Origin of the sequence: Paenibacillus sp. FSL H7-0323 (assembly GCF_038002725.1) — a bacterium.
Taxonomy (GTDB): Bacteria; Bacillota; Bacilli; order Paenibacillales; family Paenibacillaceae; genus Paenibacillus_AQ; species Paenibacillus_AQ odorifer.
The window spans coordinates 1,670,944-1,688,022 of record NZ_JBBODB010000001.1 but is presented as its reverse complement, the minus strand read 5'-3'; the positions used below and the strand labels follow the sequence as shown (position 1 = coordinate 1,688,022).

Annotated in this window: 16 protein-coding genes; 15 read left to right on the top strand and 1 reads right to left on the bottom strand. The window is 43.1% G+C overall.

Annotation, left to right across the window (positions count from 1 at the left end; all coding sequences use genetic code 11):
- Positions 1-79 precede the first annotated feature (79 nt).
- The 6 genes from MHH89_RS07715 to MHH89_RS07690 all read left to right on the top strand — a co-directional run bounded on the left by MHH89_RS07715 (position 80) and on the right by MHH89_RS07690 (position 8,103).
- Complete coding sequence (locus MHH89_RS07715) at positions 80-1,579, top strand: sugar ABC transporter ATP-binding protein (protein WP_076302572.1); 1,500 nt, start codon at positions 80-82, stop codon at positions 1,577-1,579.
- Between the two features lie 32 nt (positions 1,580-1,611).
- Complete coding sequence (locus MHH89_RS07710) at positions 1,612-2,604, top strand: ABC transporter permease (protein WP_051491519.1); 993 nt, start codon at positions 1,612-1,614, stop codon at positions 2,602-2,604.
- A 60-nt stretch (positions 2,605-2,664) separates the two neighbouring features.
- The gene (locus MHH89_RS07705; protein ID WP_076302571.1) at positions 2,665-3,645 is read left to right on the top strand and encodes an ABC transporter substrate-binding protein; all 981 of its coding nucleotides are present in this window, start codon (positions 2,665-2,667) and stop codon (positions 3,643-3,645) included.
- A gap of 80 nt (positions 3,646-3,725) precedes the next feature.
- Complete coding sequence (locus MHH89_RS07700) at positions 3,726-5,336, top strand: response regulator (protein ID WP_076281748.1); 1,611 nt, start codon at positions 3,726-3,728, stop codon at positions 5,334-5,336.
- Positions 5,333-7,117, top strand: a complete 1,785-nt coding sequence (locus tag MHH89_RS07695; RefSeq protein WP_341086761.1) for a cache domain-containing sensor histidine kinase — start codon at positions 5,333-5,335, stop codon at positions 7,115-7,117. The genes MHH89_RS07700 and MHH89_RS07695 overlap by 4 nt, the downstream gene beginning before the upstream one ends.
- Entirely contained in the window at positions 7,114-8,103 is a 990-nt protein-coding gene (locus tag MHH89_RS07690) for a substrate-binding domain-containing protein (protein ID WP_076281750.1), read from the top strand. Before MHH89_RS07695 ends, MHH89_RS07690 begins: the two co-directional genes overlap by 4 nt.
- Before the next feature lie 54 nt (positions 8,104-8,157).
- On the opposite strand, the gene MHH89_RS07685 is transcribed toward MHH89_RS07690, so the two are convergent.
- Positions 8,158-9,048 (bottom strand): LysR family transcriptional regulator, encoded by an 891-nt coding sequence (locus MHH89_RS07685; RefSeq protein ID WP_076217761.1) that lies wholly within the window; start codon positions 9,046-9,048, stop codon positions 8,158-8,160.
- A 328-nt stretch (positions 9,049-9,376) separates the two neighbouring features.
- Here MHH89_RS07685 and MHH89_RS07680 point away from each other — a divergent pair, with 328 nt between their 5' ends.
- The 9 genes from MHH89_RS07680 to MHH89_RS07640 all read left to right on the top strand — a co-directional run bounded on the left by MHH89_RS07680 (position 9,377) and on the right by MHH89_RS07640 (position 17,073).
- Positions 9,377-10,312: a phosphate ABC transporter substrate-binding protein PstS family protein gene (locus tag MHH89_RS07680; protein WP_076126671.1), complete on the top strand. Its 936-nt coding sequence runs from the start codon at positions 9,377-9,379 to the stop codon at positions 10,310-10,312.
- Between the two features lie 90 nt (positions 10,313-10,402).
- Positions 10,403-11,305, top strand: a complete 903-nt coding sequence (pstC, locus tag MHH89_RS07675) for a phosphate ABC transporter permease subunit PstC (protein ID WP_036687519.1) — start codon at positions 10,403-10,405, stop codon at positions 11,303-11,305.
- Positions 11,302-12,198, top strand: a complete 897-nt coding sequence (gene pstA, locus MHH89_RS07670) for a phosphate ABC transporter permease PstA (RefSeq protein WP_076184366.1) — start codon at positions 11,302-11,304, stop codon at positions 12,196-12,198. Before pstC ends, pstA begins: the two co-directional genes overlap by 4 nt.
- 38 nt (positions 12,199-12,236) lie before the next feature.
- On the top strand, positions 12,237-13,013 hold the full coding sequence (gene pstB / locus MHH89_RS07665; protein ID WP_036687516.1) for a phosphate ABC transporter ATP-binding protein PstB: 777 nt from the start codon (positions 12,237-12,239) through the stop codon (positions 13,011-13,013).
- Between the two features lie 222 nt (positions 13,014-13,235).
- Positions 13,236-13,838, top strand: a complete 603-nt coding sequence (locus MHH89_RS07660) for a nitroreductase family protein (RefSeq protein WP_076099095.1) — start codon at positions 13,236-13,238, stop codon at positions 13,836-13,838.
- 1,189 nt (positions 13,839-15,027) lie between these two features.
- Positions 15,028-15,231, top strand: coding sequence for a helix-turn-helix transcriptional regulator (locus MHH89_RS07655; protein WP_036676881.1), 204 nt, complete (start codon positions 15,028-15,030; stop codon positions 15,229-15,231).
- Positions 15,232-15,233: 2 nt separating this feature from the next.
- Positions 15,234-15,692 carry a DUF6773 family protein gene (locus MHH89_RS07650; protein WP_341086760.1) on the top strand — a complete coding sequence of 153 codons (459 nt, stop codon included), beginning with the start codon at positions 15,234-15,236 and terminating at the stop codon, positions 15,690-15,692.
- Between the two features lie 91 nt (positions 15,693-15,783).
- Positions 15,784-16,500, top strand: coding sequence for an MBL fold metallo-hydrolase (locus MHH89_RS07645; RefSeq protein ID WP_341086758.1), 717 nt, complete (start codon positions 15,784-15,786; stop codon positions 16,498-16,500).
- A complete protein-coding gene (locus MHH89_RS07640; protein WP_341086757.1) occupies positions 16,501-17,073 on the top strand; it encodes a TetR/AcrR family transcriptional regulator in 573 nt (190 codons plus the stop codon).
- Positions 17,074-17,079: the final 6 nt, after the last annotated feature.

Sequence of the window (17,079 nt, the reverse complement as noted above, 5' to 3'; positions counted from 1 at the left end):
CAATGATTTTACATTCCGGATTGAAAGCGATTACTTTAAGGGTTAAGGCATTCTCAAAGAATTTGAGGTGGATATCAAAATGAACGAAGTGTTGCTTCGTATGGAGGGAATCAACAAGTTTTTCCCAGGTGTTCATGCTTTGAATGAATGTCAATTTGAGCTGAAGCGTGGGGAAGTTCATGCGTTAGTAGGAGAAAATGGCGCTGGCAAGTCTACCCTTATGAAGATTGCGACAGGTGTCTATTCCAAGGATGCTGGTCAAATGTGGTACAAGGGAAATGAAGTGGAGATTGTTAATACCCGTGAAGCACAGGAGCTTGGAATTAGTATCATCCATCAGGAATTGAATTTAATGCCTCATCTTACGGTCGCCCAGAACATTTACATTGGACGAGAGCCGCGAAAAGGTCTGAAATGGTTCGTTGATGATGTGGAGATGAACCGAAAAGTTCAGGTACTGTTTGATCAAATGAATCTGAAGCTGGATCCCAGAGTTTTGGTATCAGACCTGACCGTTGCTAATCAGCAAATGGTTGAAATCGCTAAAGCCTTGTCTTTCCAAGCCGAGGTATTGATCATGGATGAACCAACCGCCGCGTTAACAGATACAGAAATTAACGAGTTATTTCGAATGATTGAGCAGCTACGAGATAAAGGTGTGGGAATTATTTATATCTCTCACCGCATGGATGAATTGAAGCGAATTACAGACCGCATTACAGTAATGCGTGATGGTTGTTATGTAGATACCGTTCGTACCGATTCAATAACGATTGATCAGATCATCAGCATGATGGTTGGACGTGAATTATATCAAACGTCGAAACCAACGATTGCGAAACAGACTCAGCAAGTTGTCTTAGAAGTTCGGAAGCTTTCTAGAGGGCATGCGTTCAAGGATATTAGCTTTCATCTGTATAAAGGTGAGATTTTGGGCTTCGCTGGTTTAATGGGAGCTGGACGTACCGAGGTTGTACGTGCCGTATTTGGTGCGGATCCCATCGATGAGGGTGAAATTATGCTCCATGGGAAATCGGTTCGGATACGTCAGCCACATCAAGCGGTACAGCATGGTATTGGGTATTTGTCCGAAGACCGCAAACGTTTCGGATTGCTTGTGGATATGGATATCAGCATGAATAATGCGATTGCCTCCTTTTATAAATTCCGTAATTCATTTGGCTGGATGAAGGAGCGGGAGATGCGAAGCTCAGCGGAGCAGCATGTTGAAGCGCTAGCCACCAAAACTCCAAGTGTAGGTCAAAAGGTTAAGTTTCTGTCCGGAGGTAATCAACAGAAAGTGGTCATCGGCAAGTGGTTGACTAGAGACTGTGATGTACTCATCTTCGATGAGCCCACACGAGGTATTGATGTAGGCGCGAAAAGTGAAATTTATAAGCTGCTGGATCAGCTTGCGAGCGAAGGGAAGGCGATCATTATCATTTCTTCAGATCTTCCTGAGATTCTAAGAATGAGCCACCGGATTATCATTATGAGTGAAGGGCGTATAACAGGAGAACTCCCCGCAGAAGAAGCATCGCAGGAGGCGATTATGAAATATGCGACGAAACGTTCATAACTGTTCAAGAGTTAACCGGAGGTGTCAGGACTATGAAGATCGCGGATAAAGAGATTAGTCAGCCAGCGGGTATGAAGCAAACGGGAGGGCAATCCGGATTCAAACAAAAATTATTGGCATTTGCCAGTCTGATCATATTGGTCATCGTATTTTCTTTATCCTCCAGCAACTTTTTTCAATTCTCAAATCTTGTCGGAATTCTAGTTTCTACAGCTGTAATCGGAGTATTAGCGCTTGGAGCTACCTTTGTTATTATTACGGGCGGCATCGACCTTGCTCTCGGTACTGTTATGACATTCTCATCTGTTATGGTTGGAGTCATTATTACCTTCTGGGGTCTGCCCGTCCCGTTAGGCATTGTAGGTGGGATTCTGGCTGGAGCACTGTGCGGCTTTATCAGCGGTTTGATGGTGGCGAAGATGAACATTCCACCCTTCATCGCCACTCTGGCGATTATGATGGTGACCAAAGGCTTGTCGCTTGTCATCACCGGAGCCAAACCTATTTATTTCAACGATGATCCGATCTTCGCCAAGATCGCCATGGGTAAAATGATCCCTGGTATACCCAACACCATCGTTATCTTCTTATTACTCGGTATGATCGCAAGCATAATCTTGTCTAAGACGATTATTGGGCGTTACAACTTCGCGCTTGGCAGTAATGAAGAAGCTACTCGCTTATCAGGTGTGAACACAGTCAAATGGAAGATTATTATCTATTCCATTACAGGGATTTTTAGTGGAATCGCAGGTATTCTGATGGCATCACGTTTGAATTCAGCTCAGCCATCACTGGGCACTGGCTATGAACTAGAGGCTATTGCGGCAGTGGTCATTGGCGGAACTTCCTTAAGTGGAGGTGTAGGTTCTATTCTAGGCACGATTATTGGCGCACTGATTATGAGTGTGCTGACGAATGGCTTGCAGATTATGTCCGTGGCTCAGGAATGGCGGACGGTCATTGTCGGTGTTGTAATCATTATTGCGGTTTACGCTGATATTCTACGCCGCCGTAAGCAATAAACTTGGTATGATCTCCATCCGGAGTGATATACAAAGCAAATGACGAGGGGGAAGATTCAAATGAAACTGCGTCGTAGAGGGTTTATCATGCTTGCCTGTCTATTATTAGTCACTACATTGCTGAGTGCATGTAACAACAATGATAGTAACAAGAGTGCATCCGGTTCAGACAAACCATACATTCCAGTCATATCAAAAGGGTTCCAGCATCAATTCTGGCAAGCGGTGAAGCAAGGAGCGGAGAAAGCTGCTAAGGAATTTGATGTTGAGATTACCTTTGAAGGTCCAGAAAATGAGAGTCAGGTGGATAAACAAATTGAGATGCTGCAAACCGCTCTCGACAAGAAGCCAGCAGCAATTGCGCTAGCCGCACTGGACAGCAAAGCTGCGATTCCTTATCTAGAAAAGGCAAAGGAAAATAAGATTCCGGTCATCGGCTTTGACTCTGGTGTAGACAGTGATATCCCTGTAGCAACAGCAGCGACTAACAATAAAGCAGCAGCGGCGTTGGCCGCAGATAAAATGGCTGAACTGATTGGCAAGAAAGGTAAAGTGGGTCTTGTCATACATGACCAAACAAGCAGCACGGGGCAACAGCGTCGCGATGGATTCTTAGAACAAATGAAAGAAAAATATCCGGATATTCAAGTGTTAGAGCCGCAATATGGAGGTGGAGATCAGTTAAAGTCCACAGACCTTGCGAAAGCGATGATGCAGGCAAATCCGGATCTGAAAGGAATCTATGGCTCTAATGAAGGCTCTGCTGTAGGTGTGGCTAATGCAGTAAATGAATTGCAAATGAATGGTAAGATCGTAGTCGTCGGCTTTGACTCTGGCAAGCAGTTGATGGATGCTATCCGCAGTGGTGTTGTGGCTGGTGCTGTTACACAAGACCCCATTGGTATTGGCTATCAAGCTGTGAAGGCAGCTGTGCAAGCGATTAAAGGGGAAGCGGTTGAAAAGAACATCGACACGGGGTTCCACTGGTATGATAAAAACAATATGGATTCCGATGAGATCAAACCTCTACTATACGAATAGAGTTTAATAATAGAGGTTGCCTCCCGCAGGCGGCCTCTATTATGCTTATGCTGATAAGTTCAAAGTTGTGGAGGTGTTGGATGTATAAGATAATTCTGGTTGATGATGAAGATGAGGTTCGTGAAGGGATCAAACAAAAGATCTCATGGAGTAAATATGGGTTTGAGCTGGTTGGTGATTTTGATAATGGCAGAGATGCACTGGAAGCAATCGAGCAGCATCGTCCTGACGTAATTATTACTGATATTTGTATGCCTTTTATGGATGGACTGGGATTGGCCAGAGCTGTGATGGATAGGTACCGGGATATGAAGGTCATTATCGTCACTGGATATGAAGACTTCGAATATGCGAAGCAGGCCATAACACTGAAGGTGACTGAGTACTTATTAAAACCGATTAATGCACGTGAGTTTGCTGAATTTCTAAGTAAGATGAAGCAGGATTTAGATGAAGAGCATCTACAAAAAGCGAATTTAGTTAAGCTTCGTATGCAACTTAATCAGAGTCTTCCATTGCTGCGGGAACGATTTTTGGAGCAGCTGGTAACTACTCGAATGAAAAGCGAAGAAATCGAGAATAAATTGAGTTATTTTCATATTCCGTTGCAGGGTCAAGTGTACCTTGCGCTCGTTATAGATATAGAACTGGAGAAACGAAGCCAGGACCTAGCTTTTGATGCAGAGCTACTGCGTTTCGGTGCCTTTAACATTGTTCAAGAGCAGCTGGAGAAAGAGCAAGAGGGAGTGGTATTCCAGACGAGAGATGGAAAAATCGCTGCGATATTATCCGGCAATTTAGAGACGGTAGAAGTAGCAACGCAGCATCTTGCAGAGCAAGTCCAGGGTAGCTTAAATAAATATTTGAAGCTGTCATCCACCATAGGCATCGGTAGAAAATATAATACTTTGCAACAAATTCCACAATCCTTCCAAGAAGCGATCTCCTCCATAGAATATCGTTACCTTTTAGGCATAGATAAAGTTATCTCCATACAGGATCTTGAGTTTGGCAAGGGATTGGATCAGGCGCATTTCACCTCATGGGAAAAGCAATTTATATCCGCTTTAAAGACAGGTAAAGCTTCTGCTGTATCGGAAATTCTGTTGAAGTGGTTTCAGGAGCTTAAAAGTAATACCTCCTCTATAGAAGGCTGCCGTAGCAGCATCTATCAGCTGCTGGTTTCTTTGATGAACTATGTGGTCGACATCGGCTTCCCAAATACAGTAGTTGTTTCGCATAATATGTTTGCAGAGGTTGCTACGCTTAAGACGTTAGATGAAGCAAGGCATTATCTGGAGAGGACTTGCCATGCGCTGATACTTAAACTATCGGAACAGAGAACAACGGTTCGGACTTCTCAGATGCAAGCCGCAGAAGCTTATATTCGCGAGAATTATTGTAATGACAGCTTTTCACTCAATGAGCTGTGCAGCCATATTTTTATGAGCATCAGTTATTTCAGTGCAACTTTTAAACAGCATACCGGTGAAACATTTATAGAGTATCTGACTCGACTCCGTTTGGAAAAAGCAAAAGAACTCCTTACGGTCACACAGTTGAAGACATATGATATCGCTGCCAGAGTTGGTTATGCTGATCCACAGTATTTTAGTGTTATTTTCAAACGTAATGTAGGAAGCACACCGAAGGAATATCGACACCGGCAGAAGGAGAATCTCTCTCTATGAGATCACAGCGCTTTTTCCGCAGCCGAAGTATTCATACTAATATTGCAATCTCCTTTTCACTTCTTATCCTCTGCACAACTATTGTCCTGAGTTATACTTCCTATCGCCTGTCCTCAGCCGCGGTCAAGGGCAATTCTGTAGCCTATACTTCACAATTAATAGAACAAGTAAAACTAAATATCGAGAATTACATTGGTAATATGGAGAGCATAGCTGCTCTGGTGTTAACTAGCAGTGATCTAGAGAAATATATAAAAGGCTCGAAATTAGATGAAGAAGAGGCGCTTAAGAATAAACTGCTTGCCAGTCATTATCTCCGGTCAGTCGTTCAGTCCCGCTCGGATATTTCCTCTATATTATATGCAGGCTCAGATGGCATGACCGTTTCGGATCGACAGCATGCTGTTTTGAAACCGCTTCCTGAACTAATAGCTCAAGATTGGTATCAAAAAGCTATGAATCAACTTGACGTTGCAGTTTCTTCCTCTCATGTGCAGCACATCTTTCAAGATGAATACCGGTGGGTAGTCTCGATCAGCCGAAAACTCTCGAATGCGATTGCTATGACGGAAGCGGATCAACAAGGTGTACTGCTCGTAGATCTCAATTACAGTGTAATTAATAATCTATGTAAACAAATCGAACTGGGAAAACGAGGTTATGTTTTTATCGTCGATCCCGCAGGTAGCCTTGTCTATCATCCACAACAGCAGTTGATCTACTCCCAGCTCAAGTTCGAACAATTAGAGACGGTCCTTGGGATCAAGAGTGGATCTGTTACGGTTAACACGGGGAATGATCAGAAACTGTACACTGTGGACACTACCAGCTTTGGCTGGAAAATAGTTGGAGTCACTTATCCGGATGATTTGGTCGCGAACAAGCAACGTATGCAAGGAACCGCCGCCTTATGGGGAGCAATTAGTTTGATTTTTGCTATGGCTATATCGATATTTCTCTCTTACGCACTGACCAAACCGCTGAAGAATTTGGAGCTGAATATGAAAAAAGCGGAACGTGGAGAGTTCGACATACGCGTGGAGATTGAGAGCACGAATGAAATCGGCAAGCTTGCTCGTACGTTTAATCTCATGATGATGAAGATTAAAGAGTTAATGGGACAGATCGTTCTGGAGCAAGAGATGAAACGTGTGAGTGAACTGAAGGCACTGCAAGCGCAGATTAAACCTCACTTTTTGTACAATACACTTGATTCGATTATTTGGATGGCAGAGACAGGAAAGATGGAGGAAGTGGTTGAGATGACTTCATCTCTATCCAAGCTGCTTCGTTCAACAATTGGTGAGGGTGAGGAATTGATTCCGCTGGCCAAAGAATTAGAGCATATTCGGCACTATTTAACGATTCAGAACATGCGTTATCGTAATAAATTCACTTATTCCATAGAGGTACAAGAAGATATCCTAACCAGCAGCATTTTAAAAATGGTACTTCAGCCTTTGGTTGAAAATGCGATCTATCACGGCATAAAACATAATCCTGAGCAAGGGCACATTCTGATCCGAGCAAGACAAGAACAGAACGATATTATCGTACAGGTCATTGATGACGGTATTGGGATGGATGAAGAGCAAATGGGTAAGGTACTGCTGCAAAAATCAGATTTCAAGACTGGCAGCGGTGTAGGTGTCGCGAATGTGAACCATCGTATCCAGCTGTATTTCGGTGTGAAATACGGTTTGTCTTTTGCAAGCGAGATGGAGGAAGGAACGACGGCCACTTTACGAATACCTGTGATTTATGAGGAGGAGAGTCAATGAGCGCTTTACGGTCAAAAATTGGCCTGTATACTCTGCTGCTGCTCTTCATTGTTACTTTGGGTTTATTAGCCTATCGTATGTTTACAAATGAGCTTGACGCAAAGGTAAGGACCATTATTTATGTACCCAAGACTATCGATAGCAGTATTGAATTCTGGGAAGTGATGAAACAAGGTGTGGCAACAGCGGCTAAGGAGTTCGGCGCAGAGGTTCGCACGGTTGGAACGGATACAGAGCTTGATGTAGATCAACAGATAGAACTGCTGGAGCAAGCAATTAAGGAGAAGCCTGACGCCATTATTTTATCTGCTACAGATTATTATCGCCTCATTCCAATCGCGGAAAAGATCAAATCAGCTGGCATTACACTTATTACTGTAGATTCGGGCTTGAGCGGTGGTGTATCAGAGAGTTTTATTGCTACAGATAATTATGAAGCAGGACGTAAGGCAGGGCAGGAGTTAAGAAAATATATCGATCCAGAGGATAAAGTCGCTATCGTTAACTTTGTACAAGGCTCTGCCACCGCAATTGAGAGGGAAAGAGGGGCTCGTGATGCCCTTTTAGAGAATGGAGTTCATGATGTGCAGCCTACATTATACAGTGATGGTTCCGTGCGAAAAGCGTACCAGTTAACTGTTGATTTACTAAAGGACGAGCCAAATCTAAAGGGGATAATAGGTCTTAATGAACCTTCTACACTAGGTGCTGGGCAGGCGATTATGGATATGGGATTTCAGGACAAAGTGAAATTATTTGGGTTCGACAATTCTAGCAATGAGGTGAAGCTCCTCGAAAAAGGGATCTTGCTTGGCACGGTAATGCAGAAGCCTTTTAATATGGGGTACTTAGCTGTGAAGACGGCGATTGAAGCTGTTGAGGGTGAGAAAGTGGAACGGATAATAGATACAGGCTCCGTGATCATCACAAAGGAGAATATGTATTTAAGTGAAAATGAGAAATTAATGTTTCCTTTTATAGAATAAATGAACAAGGAAGCTTCTAAAACCGTTTGCGGCTTTAGAAGCTTCCTTGTTTTTTTAAAGATCAAGAGTCGTTACTATATCAACAAAGGATTGCTGCAACGGTGTTAAAATATGATCTTTACGCCAGCCGAGCACAAACCCGCCGCTTTCAGGCAGAATCCCTGGCAGGTTGGCATAGCTAAGCTTGCCTAGCTCAATCTCAGCTTTAACCGCCGCTTTAGAACATATACCAACACAATCACTCCCGCTAACTAACTGCTTAATCACTTCTGGAGAATTCAACTCGGATCGGTTCCATAAACGGATTTGATTGAATTGTGCCCATTGATCGGCATACCCTCGTAAACAAGATCCTTGCTCATGCTGAATCCACGGCTCATTGGCAATTAGTTCAGGTGTTAATTTCTCTAGGACTTCAAATGGATGACCAGTTGCAAAAATTAGGACAGGTTCATCACGGACAATAAGCTGAAAATCAAAAGATTCGTCCTGCCAATCCGCAGTATGTAAAATGGCCATCTGAATATCCCGACTACGGAGACGCTCACGTAACAAAGCATCGCTTTGAACAGTCAAAGAGTTGTTAATCCCCGGATAGAGTTTCATGAATTGGATTAACACATTAGGTAAAATATAAGTTGCAGGAATAAAACTGGCTTCCAGCTCTAATGTTCCTTTTGAGGGGGAAGAAAATTGTTTAACTGTGCGCTCAGCTTCTGCTGTGAGAGAGACGATTTTGAGGGCGTATTGATAAAGGGCCCGTCCAGCATCCGTAAGCAGCACTCTTCCGCTTCGGTAAAGAAATAGAGGGGTTCCGAGCTCAGCCTCCAGATTCTTCATATGAAAAGATACAGTAGGTTGTTTAAGGCCTAATTCTGCGGCTACATCGGTTACTTTTTTATATTTTTCAATTAGAACTACGATGTTCAATTTCATAATATTCATGACTTTCCTCCACATAATGCTAAGTTGGATTATAAATTATATCTCCATTATAGATTATATCTATACAGATATACACTTTATATTGGTATTTTTTTCGTTCGCTTTACAAAGATAAGAAGTTTCTCTAACGAACGAGCTCTAGAATAAGAAGAGTCAGAGGGGCCAAGAAGTCCCGGACAACATATAACATATGCGTTTGATGAACTTTTACAGTAACCATGCATATGGGGGCCAAGCTCCACAACACCATGTTAAAGCTTTCGAAGCCAGTTTGGTATGAACTGATCAGGGAGCCATGCTAACAAACCATTTAGGAGGAGACAAAACAATGCAATTCAAAAAATCATGGATCATGACTTTGGCTTTAACAAGCGTACTGGCACTATCGGCTTGCGGTAACGGCGGGGCTAACAACACGGGAGGAAACGCTGCAGCAACTAACGAAGGAAGCGGCGGCGCTGAAATAAGTGGTTCGATTCTGGCTTCAGGTTCAACAGCATTACAACCCTTGGTTGAGCTGGTAGCAGAGAATTTCATGGATAAAAACACTGGCGTGGACATTCAAGTTCAAGGCGGTGGCAGTGGTACTGGTCTTACTCAAGTAGCTGAGAAACAAGTAGATATCGGAAACTCTGACGTATTCGCAGAAGAAAAATTAAAAGATGCAGATGCGGAAAAAGCAGCAGCACTCGTAGATCATCAAGTAGCAGTAGTAGCGATCGCAGCAGTATCTCATCCTGATGCTGGTGTGGATAGCTTGACTAAACAACAACTGGTGGACATTTTCACTGGTAAAATCACTAACTGGTCTGAAGTCGGCGGAGCGGATCAAAAAATCCAAATCATCAACCGTCCAGGCAGCTCCGGTACTCGTGCTACCTTTGAAAGCTTTGCACTTGGAACCAAAACAGAAGATATCCCAGGTTCGATTCAAGAAGATTCCTCCGGTACGGTTAAGAAAATGATCGGTGAAACTCCAGGGGCAATCGGATACCTTGCTCTTTCTTACCTGGATGATTCCATTAAAACACTTAGTCTTGACGGTGTAGAAGCATCTGTTGACAATGTTGTTTCGGGTAAATACCCAGTATGGGCTTACGAGCATATGTACACAAATGGTGAACCTAATGCAACAGTAAAAGCATTCCTCGACTTTTTCTTAACTGACGAAGTGCAAACAGGTGAAGTTGTTGAACTTGGATACATCCCAGCTGTTAAAATGCAAGTTGTTCGCGACGTTGCAGGAACTGTTACCGCTAAGTAATTTAATTCTAGGCAATGTTATTGATTAGAATCTCAAGTGATTAGAGGCGGATACATCTGCCTCTCTTTTCACTTTAGAAAGAGGGAGCAATTGAGGGTGAAACTAAAGAACTCACGATTCGAAAAACATCATATTGAAGATTTTGTTGGACGTACTTATATGTCCTTCTGTGTATTACTGTTGATAACAATCATTGTATCGATGGTATATTTTGTAGCGTCTAAAGGAATTTCAACCTTCACAAGTGGCAATGCTACAGTTTCTGAATTTCTCTTCGGTACAAAGTGGTCGCCTGAAGCGGATACGCCTTCCTTCGGAGCTTTTCCATTTATCTCGGGCTCCTTCCTGGTTACTTTGCTTGCCGCATTGATTGCTAGTCCACTTAGCTTATGCGCTGCGTTATTTATGACTGAGATTGTTCCAGGGTGGGGCAAAAAATTACTTCAACCTGTTATTGAGCTTTTAGCAGGGATTCCTTCGGTAGTATATGGTTTCATCGGATTAAGTGTAATTGTACCGTTTCTACGCAACAACCTGCCGGGCCAAGGCATCGGGGTAGCTGCAGGCGCGCTTGTGCTCTCGGTAATGATTCTTCCGACGATTACAAGCGTGGCTGCAGACGCGCTGGCTTCATTGCCGCAAAACTTAAAAGAATCTTCCTATGCGCTTGGTGCCACCCGGTGGCAGACGATTTCGCGGGTGATTATTCCAACAACCTTTCCTGCCATTATGACAGGGATTGTATTGGGAATGGCGCGGGCTTTCGGTGAAGCACTCGCTGTACAAATGGTTATCGGGAACGCACCATTCGTACCAAAATCACTCTTTGAGTCAGCTTCTACCTTGACCAGTGTGATCACACTCGGTATGGGGAACACGACCATGGGCTCACCTCACAATAATGCACTGTGGAGTATGGCACTGGTTCTCATGCTGATGACTTTCGTATTTGTCTTCTTTGTGAGAATGCTTGAAAGGAGAAATAAAATTTGAAGCCGAGAACCGTAAATAAAATTGCCACCAGTCTTATTGTATTTTTCGCGATGCTCATCGTTGTCATTCTACTTGGACTTTTGGGATATATCCTCTTTAGAGGCTTAAGCCATATCAGTTGGGACTTTCTTTTCTCCGCACCGCAAAAGATTCGTGCAGGTGGAGGGATCGGACCGCAGCTATTTAACTCCTTATTCCTGTTAGTACTGACGCTTATTATTACAGTTCCGCTTGGACTGGGTGCCGGTATTTATATGGCGGAATATGCTCGTCCCGGTAAGATTACCGGCTTTATTCGCTTGATTGTTGAAGTATTGTCATCTTTCCCTTCCATCGTAGTCGGCTTGTTTGGTCTATTGCTGATTGTTAACTATTTCAATCTGGGCTTCTCCTTAATCTCCGGTGCGCTGGCATTGACGGTCTTTAATCTGCCGCTGATGGTGCGGATTACAGAGCAAGCTTTCCGTAGTGTTCCAAAACAACAAAAAGAGGCTGGTTTTGCACTAGGATTGTCCAAGTGGAAAATTGTTACCTCGGTGTTGTTTCCGGTAGCATTACCTACAATTATTACAGGTACTATCTTGTCTGCTGGCCGTGTCTTTGGGGAAGCAGCTGCGTTGATGTTCACAGCAGGGATGAGTAGTCCAAGATTAGATTTCACTAACTGGAATCCACTTAGTGCGAATTCACCACTGAATCCCTTCCGTCCAGCGGAAACGCTGGCTGTCCACATTTGGAAGGTCAACAGTGAAGGTCTAGCTCCAGATGCTGCACAAATTGCTGCGGGAGCTTCGGCGGTGCTTGTAATTATGGTGTTAATCTTCAATCTGGCAGCACGTTATTTCGGAAGATTTATTTATCGTAAGCTTACAGCTTCAAAAAGAATGAACTAATCATACAAATTAAAGTAGAGATGTAGGAGGAGTAATCGATGGGAACGTCGGCAACAGCAGTGCGTGAATCTTTTCAAACCGAAGACCTGAGTATTTTTTACGGAACATATGAGGCAGTAAAGGGGATAAGCCTTCCATTTGCTGAAAATACGGTTACTGCACTGATCGGCCCCTCCGGCTGCGGTAAATCAACCTTTCTTCGTTCTTTGAACCGGATGAATGACGAAATTTCTGGCTCAAAAACAAAAGGAAGCATCTGGATTGATGGAGTGGATATTAATGCTCCGGGTACGGATGTGATTAAGCTGCGTCAGAAGATCGGGATGGTATGGCAAAAGCCAAATCCGTTCTATAAATCGATTTACGATAACATCGCTTTTGGACCTAAGTATCATGGCATTAAAGGTAAAAAGGCTCTTGATGAGATTGTTGAGAGCAGTCTTCGCAAAGCAGCATTGTGGGATGAGGTAAAGGATCGTTTAAAAGATTCAGCGCTTGCACTTTCCGGTGGACAACAGCAGCGTCTTTGTATTGCTAGAGCGTTGTCGGTTAACCCGCAAATTCTGCTCTTGGACGAACCAGCATCAGCTCTAGACCCGGTCTCCACAGGTAAAGTAGAGGAGCTAATCAAGGAGTTAAAAGAAGAGCTTCGCATCGTTATTGTGACACATAATATGCAGCAGGCAGCTCGGATCTCTGATTATACTGCATACTTTTATCTTGGCTCCCTTGTCGAATATGATAAGACGGATAAAGTCTTTACCAATCCAGAGAATCAAATGACGCAAGAATATATCATGGGCCGATTCGGCTGAAGCTGTGAACATCGTTCCTTCGGGAACGGTGTTTTTTTGTGAATTCAAGAGTTAATATGCAGAGAAACAATAACATCCGAAAGTTTCTGCGAAGTATATCGGTTGTTTTTATATGAAATTAACTGTGATTCGAATGGTTACCTGTTATTTGCAAAAGGTAGAAAGATGCTGTATCATTTGTGATAATGATTATCATTATTACTATATTAGGGAGTGGATCTTATGACGCAATCTCAACAGACTCAACAGAATAGTGTGGCCGAAATAATAAAAGAACGACGCTCGATTAAGCTTTTTAAAAAAGATCCACTTCCACAAGGCCTTTTAGAGGAATTATTAAATGTAGCGGTATGGGCACCGAATCATGGTGTGCGTGAGCCGTGGAGATTTATTGCCTTTCAAGGGGAAGGTTCGAAATTCCTAGCTGAATCTGCATTTGCTTTTGTAAAACGTGCTATAGCTGATCCAGAAGTGGCTGCTAAACGTAAAGAATATATCTCGAATATTCCATTAACAGTAATCGTAGTGATGCCTGAAGATCCTCGGCAGAGAGAGTGGGACGAGGATTTTGCAGCAGCGTCTGCACTTGTACAGAACTTCCAGCTCGCAGCTTGGGAGCAAGGTGTAGGAACGATTTGGAAGACTGATCCCTACATCAACAACCCTGAATTTCGCACTAAAATTGGTGTGAAGCCTGGCGAAAAAATTGTAGCCATGATCCATGCCGGATATCCGGAGACTGTACCTGACAGCCGTCCACGCACAGACGCTTCGGAGCTGCTGAAGATCGTAGACTTCTATCCAGAGAATGGCGTAGTGGAATAAGGAAAGTCGAAGGCATTCGTATATTAAAAGCGGCGAAAGATCAAAAAGATCGAAAGATCATAATTATCGAAAGATCAAAAGTATCGAAAAAGCGTCGAAAGATCAAAAAGATCGAAAGATCGAAAGTATCGTAAAAGCGTCGAAATATCAAAAAGATCATAAGCGTCGAATTATCAAAAGTATCCTTAGGGATGCTTTTTTTTGTTGCTTAGAATAGCCGTAGTCGGGTGAGGGGGGAAGGGCTACTGGGTGCTGATCACGTTTCGCTGCCGGTCCTCTGCTTATGTGGCTCAACCTTCTACTTACTTCATAGTATCTCCTATTGACCTTCTGTGGGCTTCCTACTGACCTCCTAGTGGCTTCCTAGTGGCTTCCTAGTGATTATCCTACTGACCTCTTGTGGGCTTCCTACAAATCTCCGTATCGGACTGTATTGCAGCTATTTGAGCTTTTTGAGTCATTTTGCCGATCTATCGGACCGCATAGCTCTTATTACCTTGTAACTGTGCAGAATTGGTGTGGTTATGAGTAAATAGCTGCAACTGGGTCCGATAGCACGTCAATTAGCTGCAAATCTACGAAATAAGGACTCCTCAGTCCGATGCAACGGCGAATAAGTGAACTAACTCCAAACTAACCTAAACTACCCAAACTAACTAAAGACCCTCAGTATGTTACGGACCGTATAACAGCTATTTGAGCTTTTTAAGTCATTTTGCAGAAGTATCGGACCGCATAGCTCTTATTACCATGTAACGTCGCAGAATTGGTGTGATTTTGAGTAAATAGCTGCAATTGGGTCCGATAGCTCGCCTAAAAAGTGCGAATTGGAGAAATAAGGTCATCTGAGTCCGAACCATTGGCAAAAGTGTGCTTACATACTAGCAAAGGCGGTGAGTTAGGCATCGCAGCTGACTGGCTATGTACTCAGTTACAATCACTCTTCACAATTTGATCCAACGGTGGGGAGAAAAGTATTTCCTGACGGACAGGGAATGGAAAATGAAGTCTGGATCCTAATATGAAACGTTGATCTTAATAAGAAACGTCGATCCTAATATGACACGTCGATCCTAAAGTCAAACGTTGATCCCACCAATTAAATGCAATATATAATGTACATAATGACCGATATAGATTACAATGGTGGAAAATGGAATGCATGACAAACATTAAAAGGGGTTATGGAGTGGGAGAGAACAAAAACATCAAGTTGAAGCTGGCTAGGATCCAAAAGAATCTTTCCCAAGAACAGTTAGCGGAAGTTGTAGGGGTTACACGGCAGACGATCGGCTTGATTGAAGCTGGTAACTATAACCCGACGATTAAGCTGTGCATAGCCATCTGCAAGGCGTTGGATACGTCATTAAACGATATTTTTTGGGAGGATTAGTTGTGAAAGGGCCAAAGATTAAAGATGAACGAATTATCACAGAAATTCAGAAGTTTAGTACGCACGGATTGTTGATTGTGTTAGTGGGATTTATGATTAGCCTTTTGGTAAAAGTATTTATCCTGGAGTGGGACATCAAATATTGGGTTGATACTTTTGGGATTATGCTGTTAGGTTGCTTGTATGTTACCGTTCGTTGTGTCAAAGATGGGATATACCTGCTGCCAAGTAAGGAAGGAGAACTCAAACGGTTTAAGAAGATTCATTTAATATCGGGAGTTATCAGCACGATTATTTGGGCCACGCTAACATTTTTGCTTGATTTTAGAGAAGCGGATATTAGAAAAAATATATCGAGTACTCTCGTGGGGTCGGTTGTTTTTTTCATAGGGGTCACTTGGGCGATGTGGTACATAATTAATAAATCCAACAAAAATGCTGACAAGAACATTAAGAATTAAAGATTAAAGATTAAAGATAACCACCTCTTGCAAAACTAATGTTATTAGTTTATATTTAAGCTAATACCATTAGTTTATCGGAGGGGTAAGGATGAGAGTAACACGTGAAGGTCATTTATTGCAGTTGACTTGGATGCCTAATTTTTTTCCAGTGAATTGTTACATTATTGAGGAAAATGATGGATTGACTTTAATAGATGCGGCTATGCCATTTAGTCTAAAAGGAATTATGGAGACTGAAGCGAAGCTAAATAAGAAGCTTACACGCATAATCTTAACGCATGCGCATGATGATCATATTGGGGCACTGGATGGACTGAAAAAGCAACGTCCAGAGGCTCAGGTGTACATCTCTGAGCGAGATTCGGCATTACTTCGTGGAGATCGTTCACTTCGGGAAGGAGAACCTCAGACCCCTATTAAGGGAGGTGTGCCGAAGAAGATAGCTACCAAGCCAGACGTCCTTCTCCACGAAGGGGATACCATTGGCTCATTATCAGCGATTCACACTCCAGGACATACCCCCGGCTCTATGTCTTTCCTTGATTCACGCAGCGGTGCTGTAATCGTGGGGGATGCTCTTCAGACCTTCCGGGGAACTGCGGTGGCTGGAACCATCATCCCACTGTTTCCTTTTCCAGCAATGGCTACATGGAATAAAGTTCAAGCTCTGAATAGTGCGATTAAGCTTCTAGAGTTCTCTCCAGCTTTACTTGCTGTGGGTCACGGCAACTTACTTAAAGCGCCAAAGCAAGAGATGGAGAAAGCCATAAGTAAGGCACAAATGATTCAGGATAGGAGTAATTAAATGTCACCTAGAGCAGGATTAGATCGTCACACGCTAGTGATTAGAGCAGCAGAAATTGCCGATGCTGAAGGTATAGAAGCTGTTACCTTGGCTGCACTAGCAGCTAAACTAGGTGTTCGTTCCCCGTCACTATATAACCATATAAAAGGCCTGCAGGATTTGCGGACCGGGCTCGCCATTTACGGTTTAGAGTTATTATTTACATGCATGTCGAACGCAGCTGAGGGATTAAATGGAGATGCTGCTGTACACGCGATGGGCCGAGCATATGTGGATTTTGCTAGAAGTAGACCAGGTTTGTATGAGACTACACTACGAGCGCCTGAACAGGAGAACACGGAGCTTGAAGCGGCTGGTGAGCATATTTTGCAGTTTATAATTCAGGTGATGAAGAGTTATCAATTAGGTGAAGAAGGAGAACTTCATGCCGTAAGGGGATTACGGAGTATTCTACATGGATTCGCCTCATTGGATCAAAAGGGTGGATTTGGTATGGCGCTCGATACTAACGAGAGTCTAACCCGCTTGATTAGCACTTTTATAACCGGAATTGGAAATATGAAATCAGATTAAATTAGA

Coding starts and splice junctions, on each gene's coding strand:
- MHH89_RS07715 (WP_076302572.1), top strand. CDS start 80: ATGAACGAAGTGTTGCTTCGTATGGAGGGAATCAACAAGTTTTTCCCA.
- MHH89_RS07710 (WP_051491519.1), top strand. CDS start 1,612: ATGAAGATCGCGGATAAAGAGATTAGTCAGCCAGCGGGTATGAAGCAA.
- MHH89_RS07705 (WP_076302571.1), top strand. CDS start 2,665: ATGAAACTGCGTCGTAGAGGGTTTATCATGCTTGCCTGTCTATTATTA.
- MHH89_RS07700 (WP_076281748.1), top strand. CDS start 3,726: ATGTATAAGATAATTCTGGTTGATGATGAAGATGAGGTTCGTGAAGGG.
- MHH89_RS07695 (WP_341086761.1), top strand. CDS start 5,333: ATGAGATCACAGCGCTTTTTCCGCAGCCGAAGTATTCATACTAATATT.
- MHH89_RS07690 (WP_076281750.1), top strand. CDS start 7,114: ATGAGCGCTTTACGGTCAAAAATTGGCCTGTATACTCTGCTGCTGCTC.
- MHH89_RS07685 (WP_076217761.1), bottom strand. CDS start 9,048: ATGAATATTATGAAATTGAACATCGTAGTTCTAATTGAAAAATATAAA.
- MHH89_RS07680 (WP_076126671.1), top strand. CDS start 9,377: ATGCAATTCAAAAAATCATGGATCATGACTTTGGCTTTAACAAGCGTA.
- pstB (WP_036687516.1), top strand. CDS start 12,237: ATGGGAACGTCGGCAACAGCAGTGCGTGAATCTTTTCAAACCGAAGAC.
- MHH89_RS07660 (WP_076099095.1), top strand. CDS start 13,236: ATGACGCAATCTCAACAGACTCAACAGAATAGTGTGGCCGAAATAATA.
- MHH89_RS07645 (WP_341086758.1), top strand. CDS start 15,784: ATGAGAGTAACACGTGAAGGTCATTTATTGCAGTTGACTTGGATGCCT.
- MHH89_RS07640 (WP_341086757.1), top strand. CDS start 16,501: ATGTCACCTAGAGCAGGATTAGATCGTCACACGCTAGTGATTAGAGCA.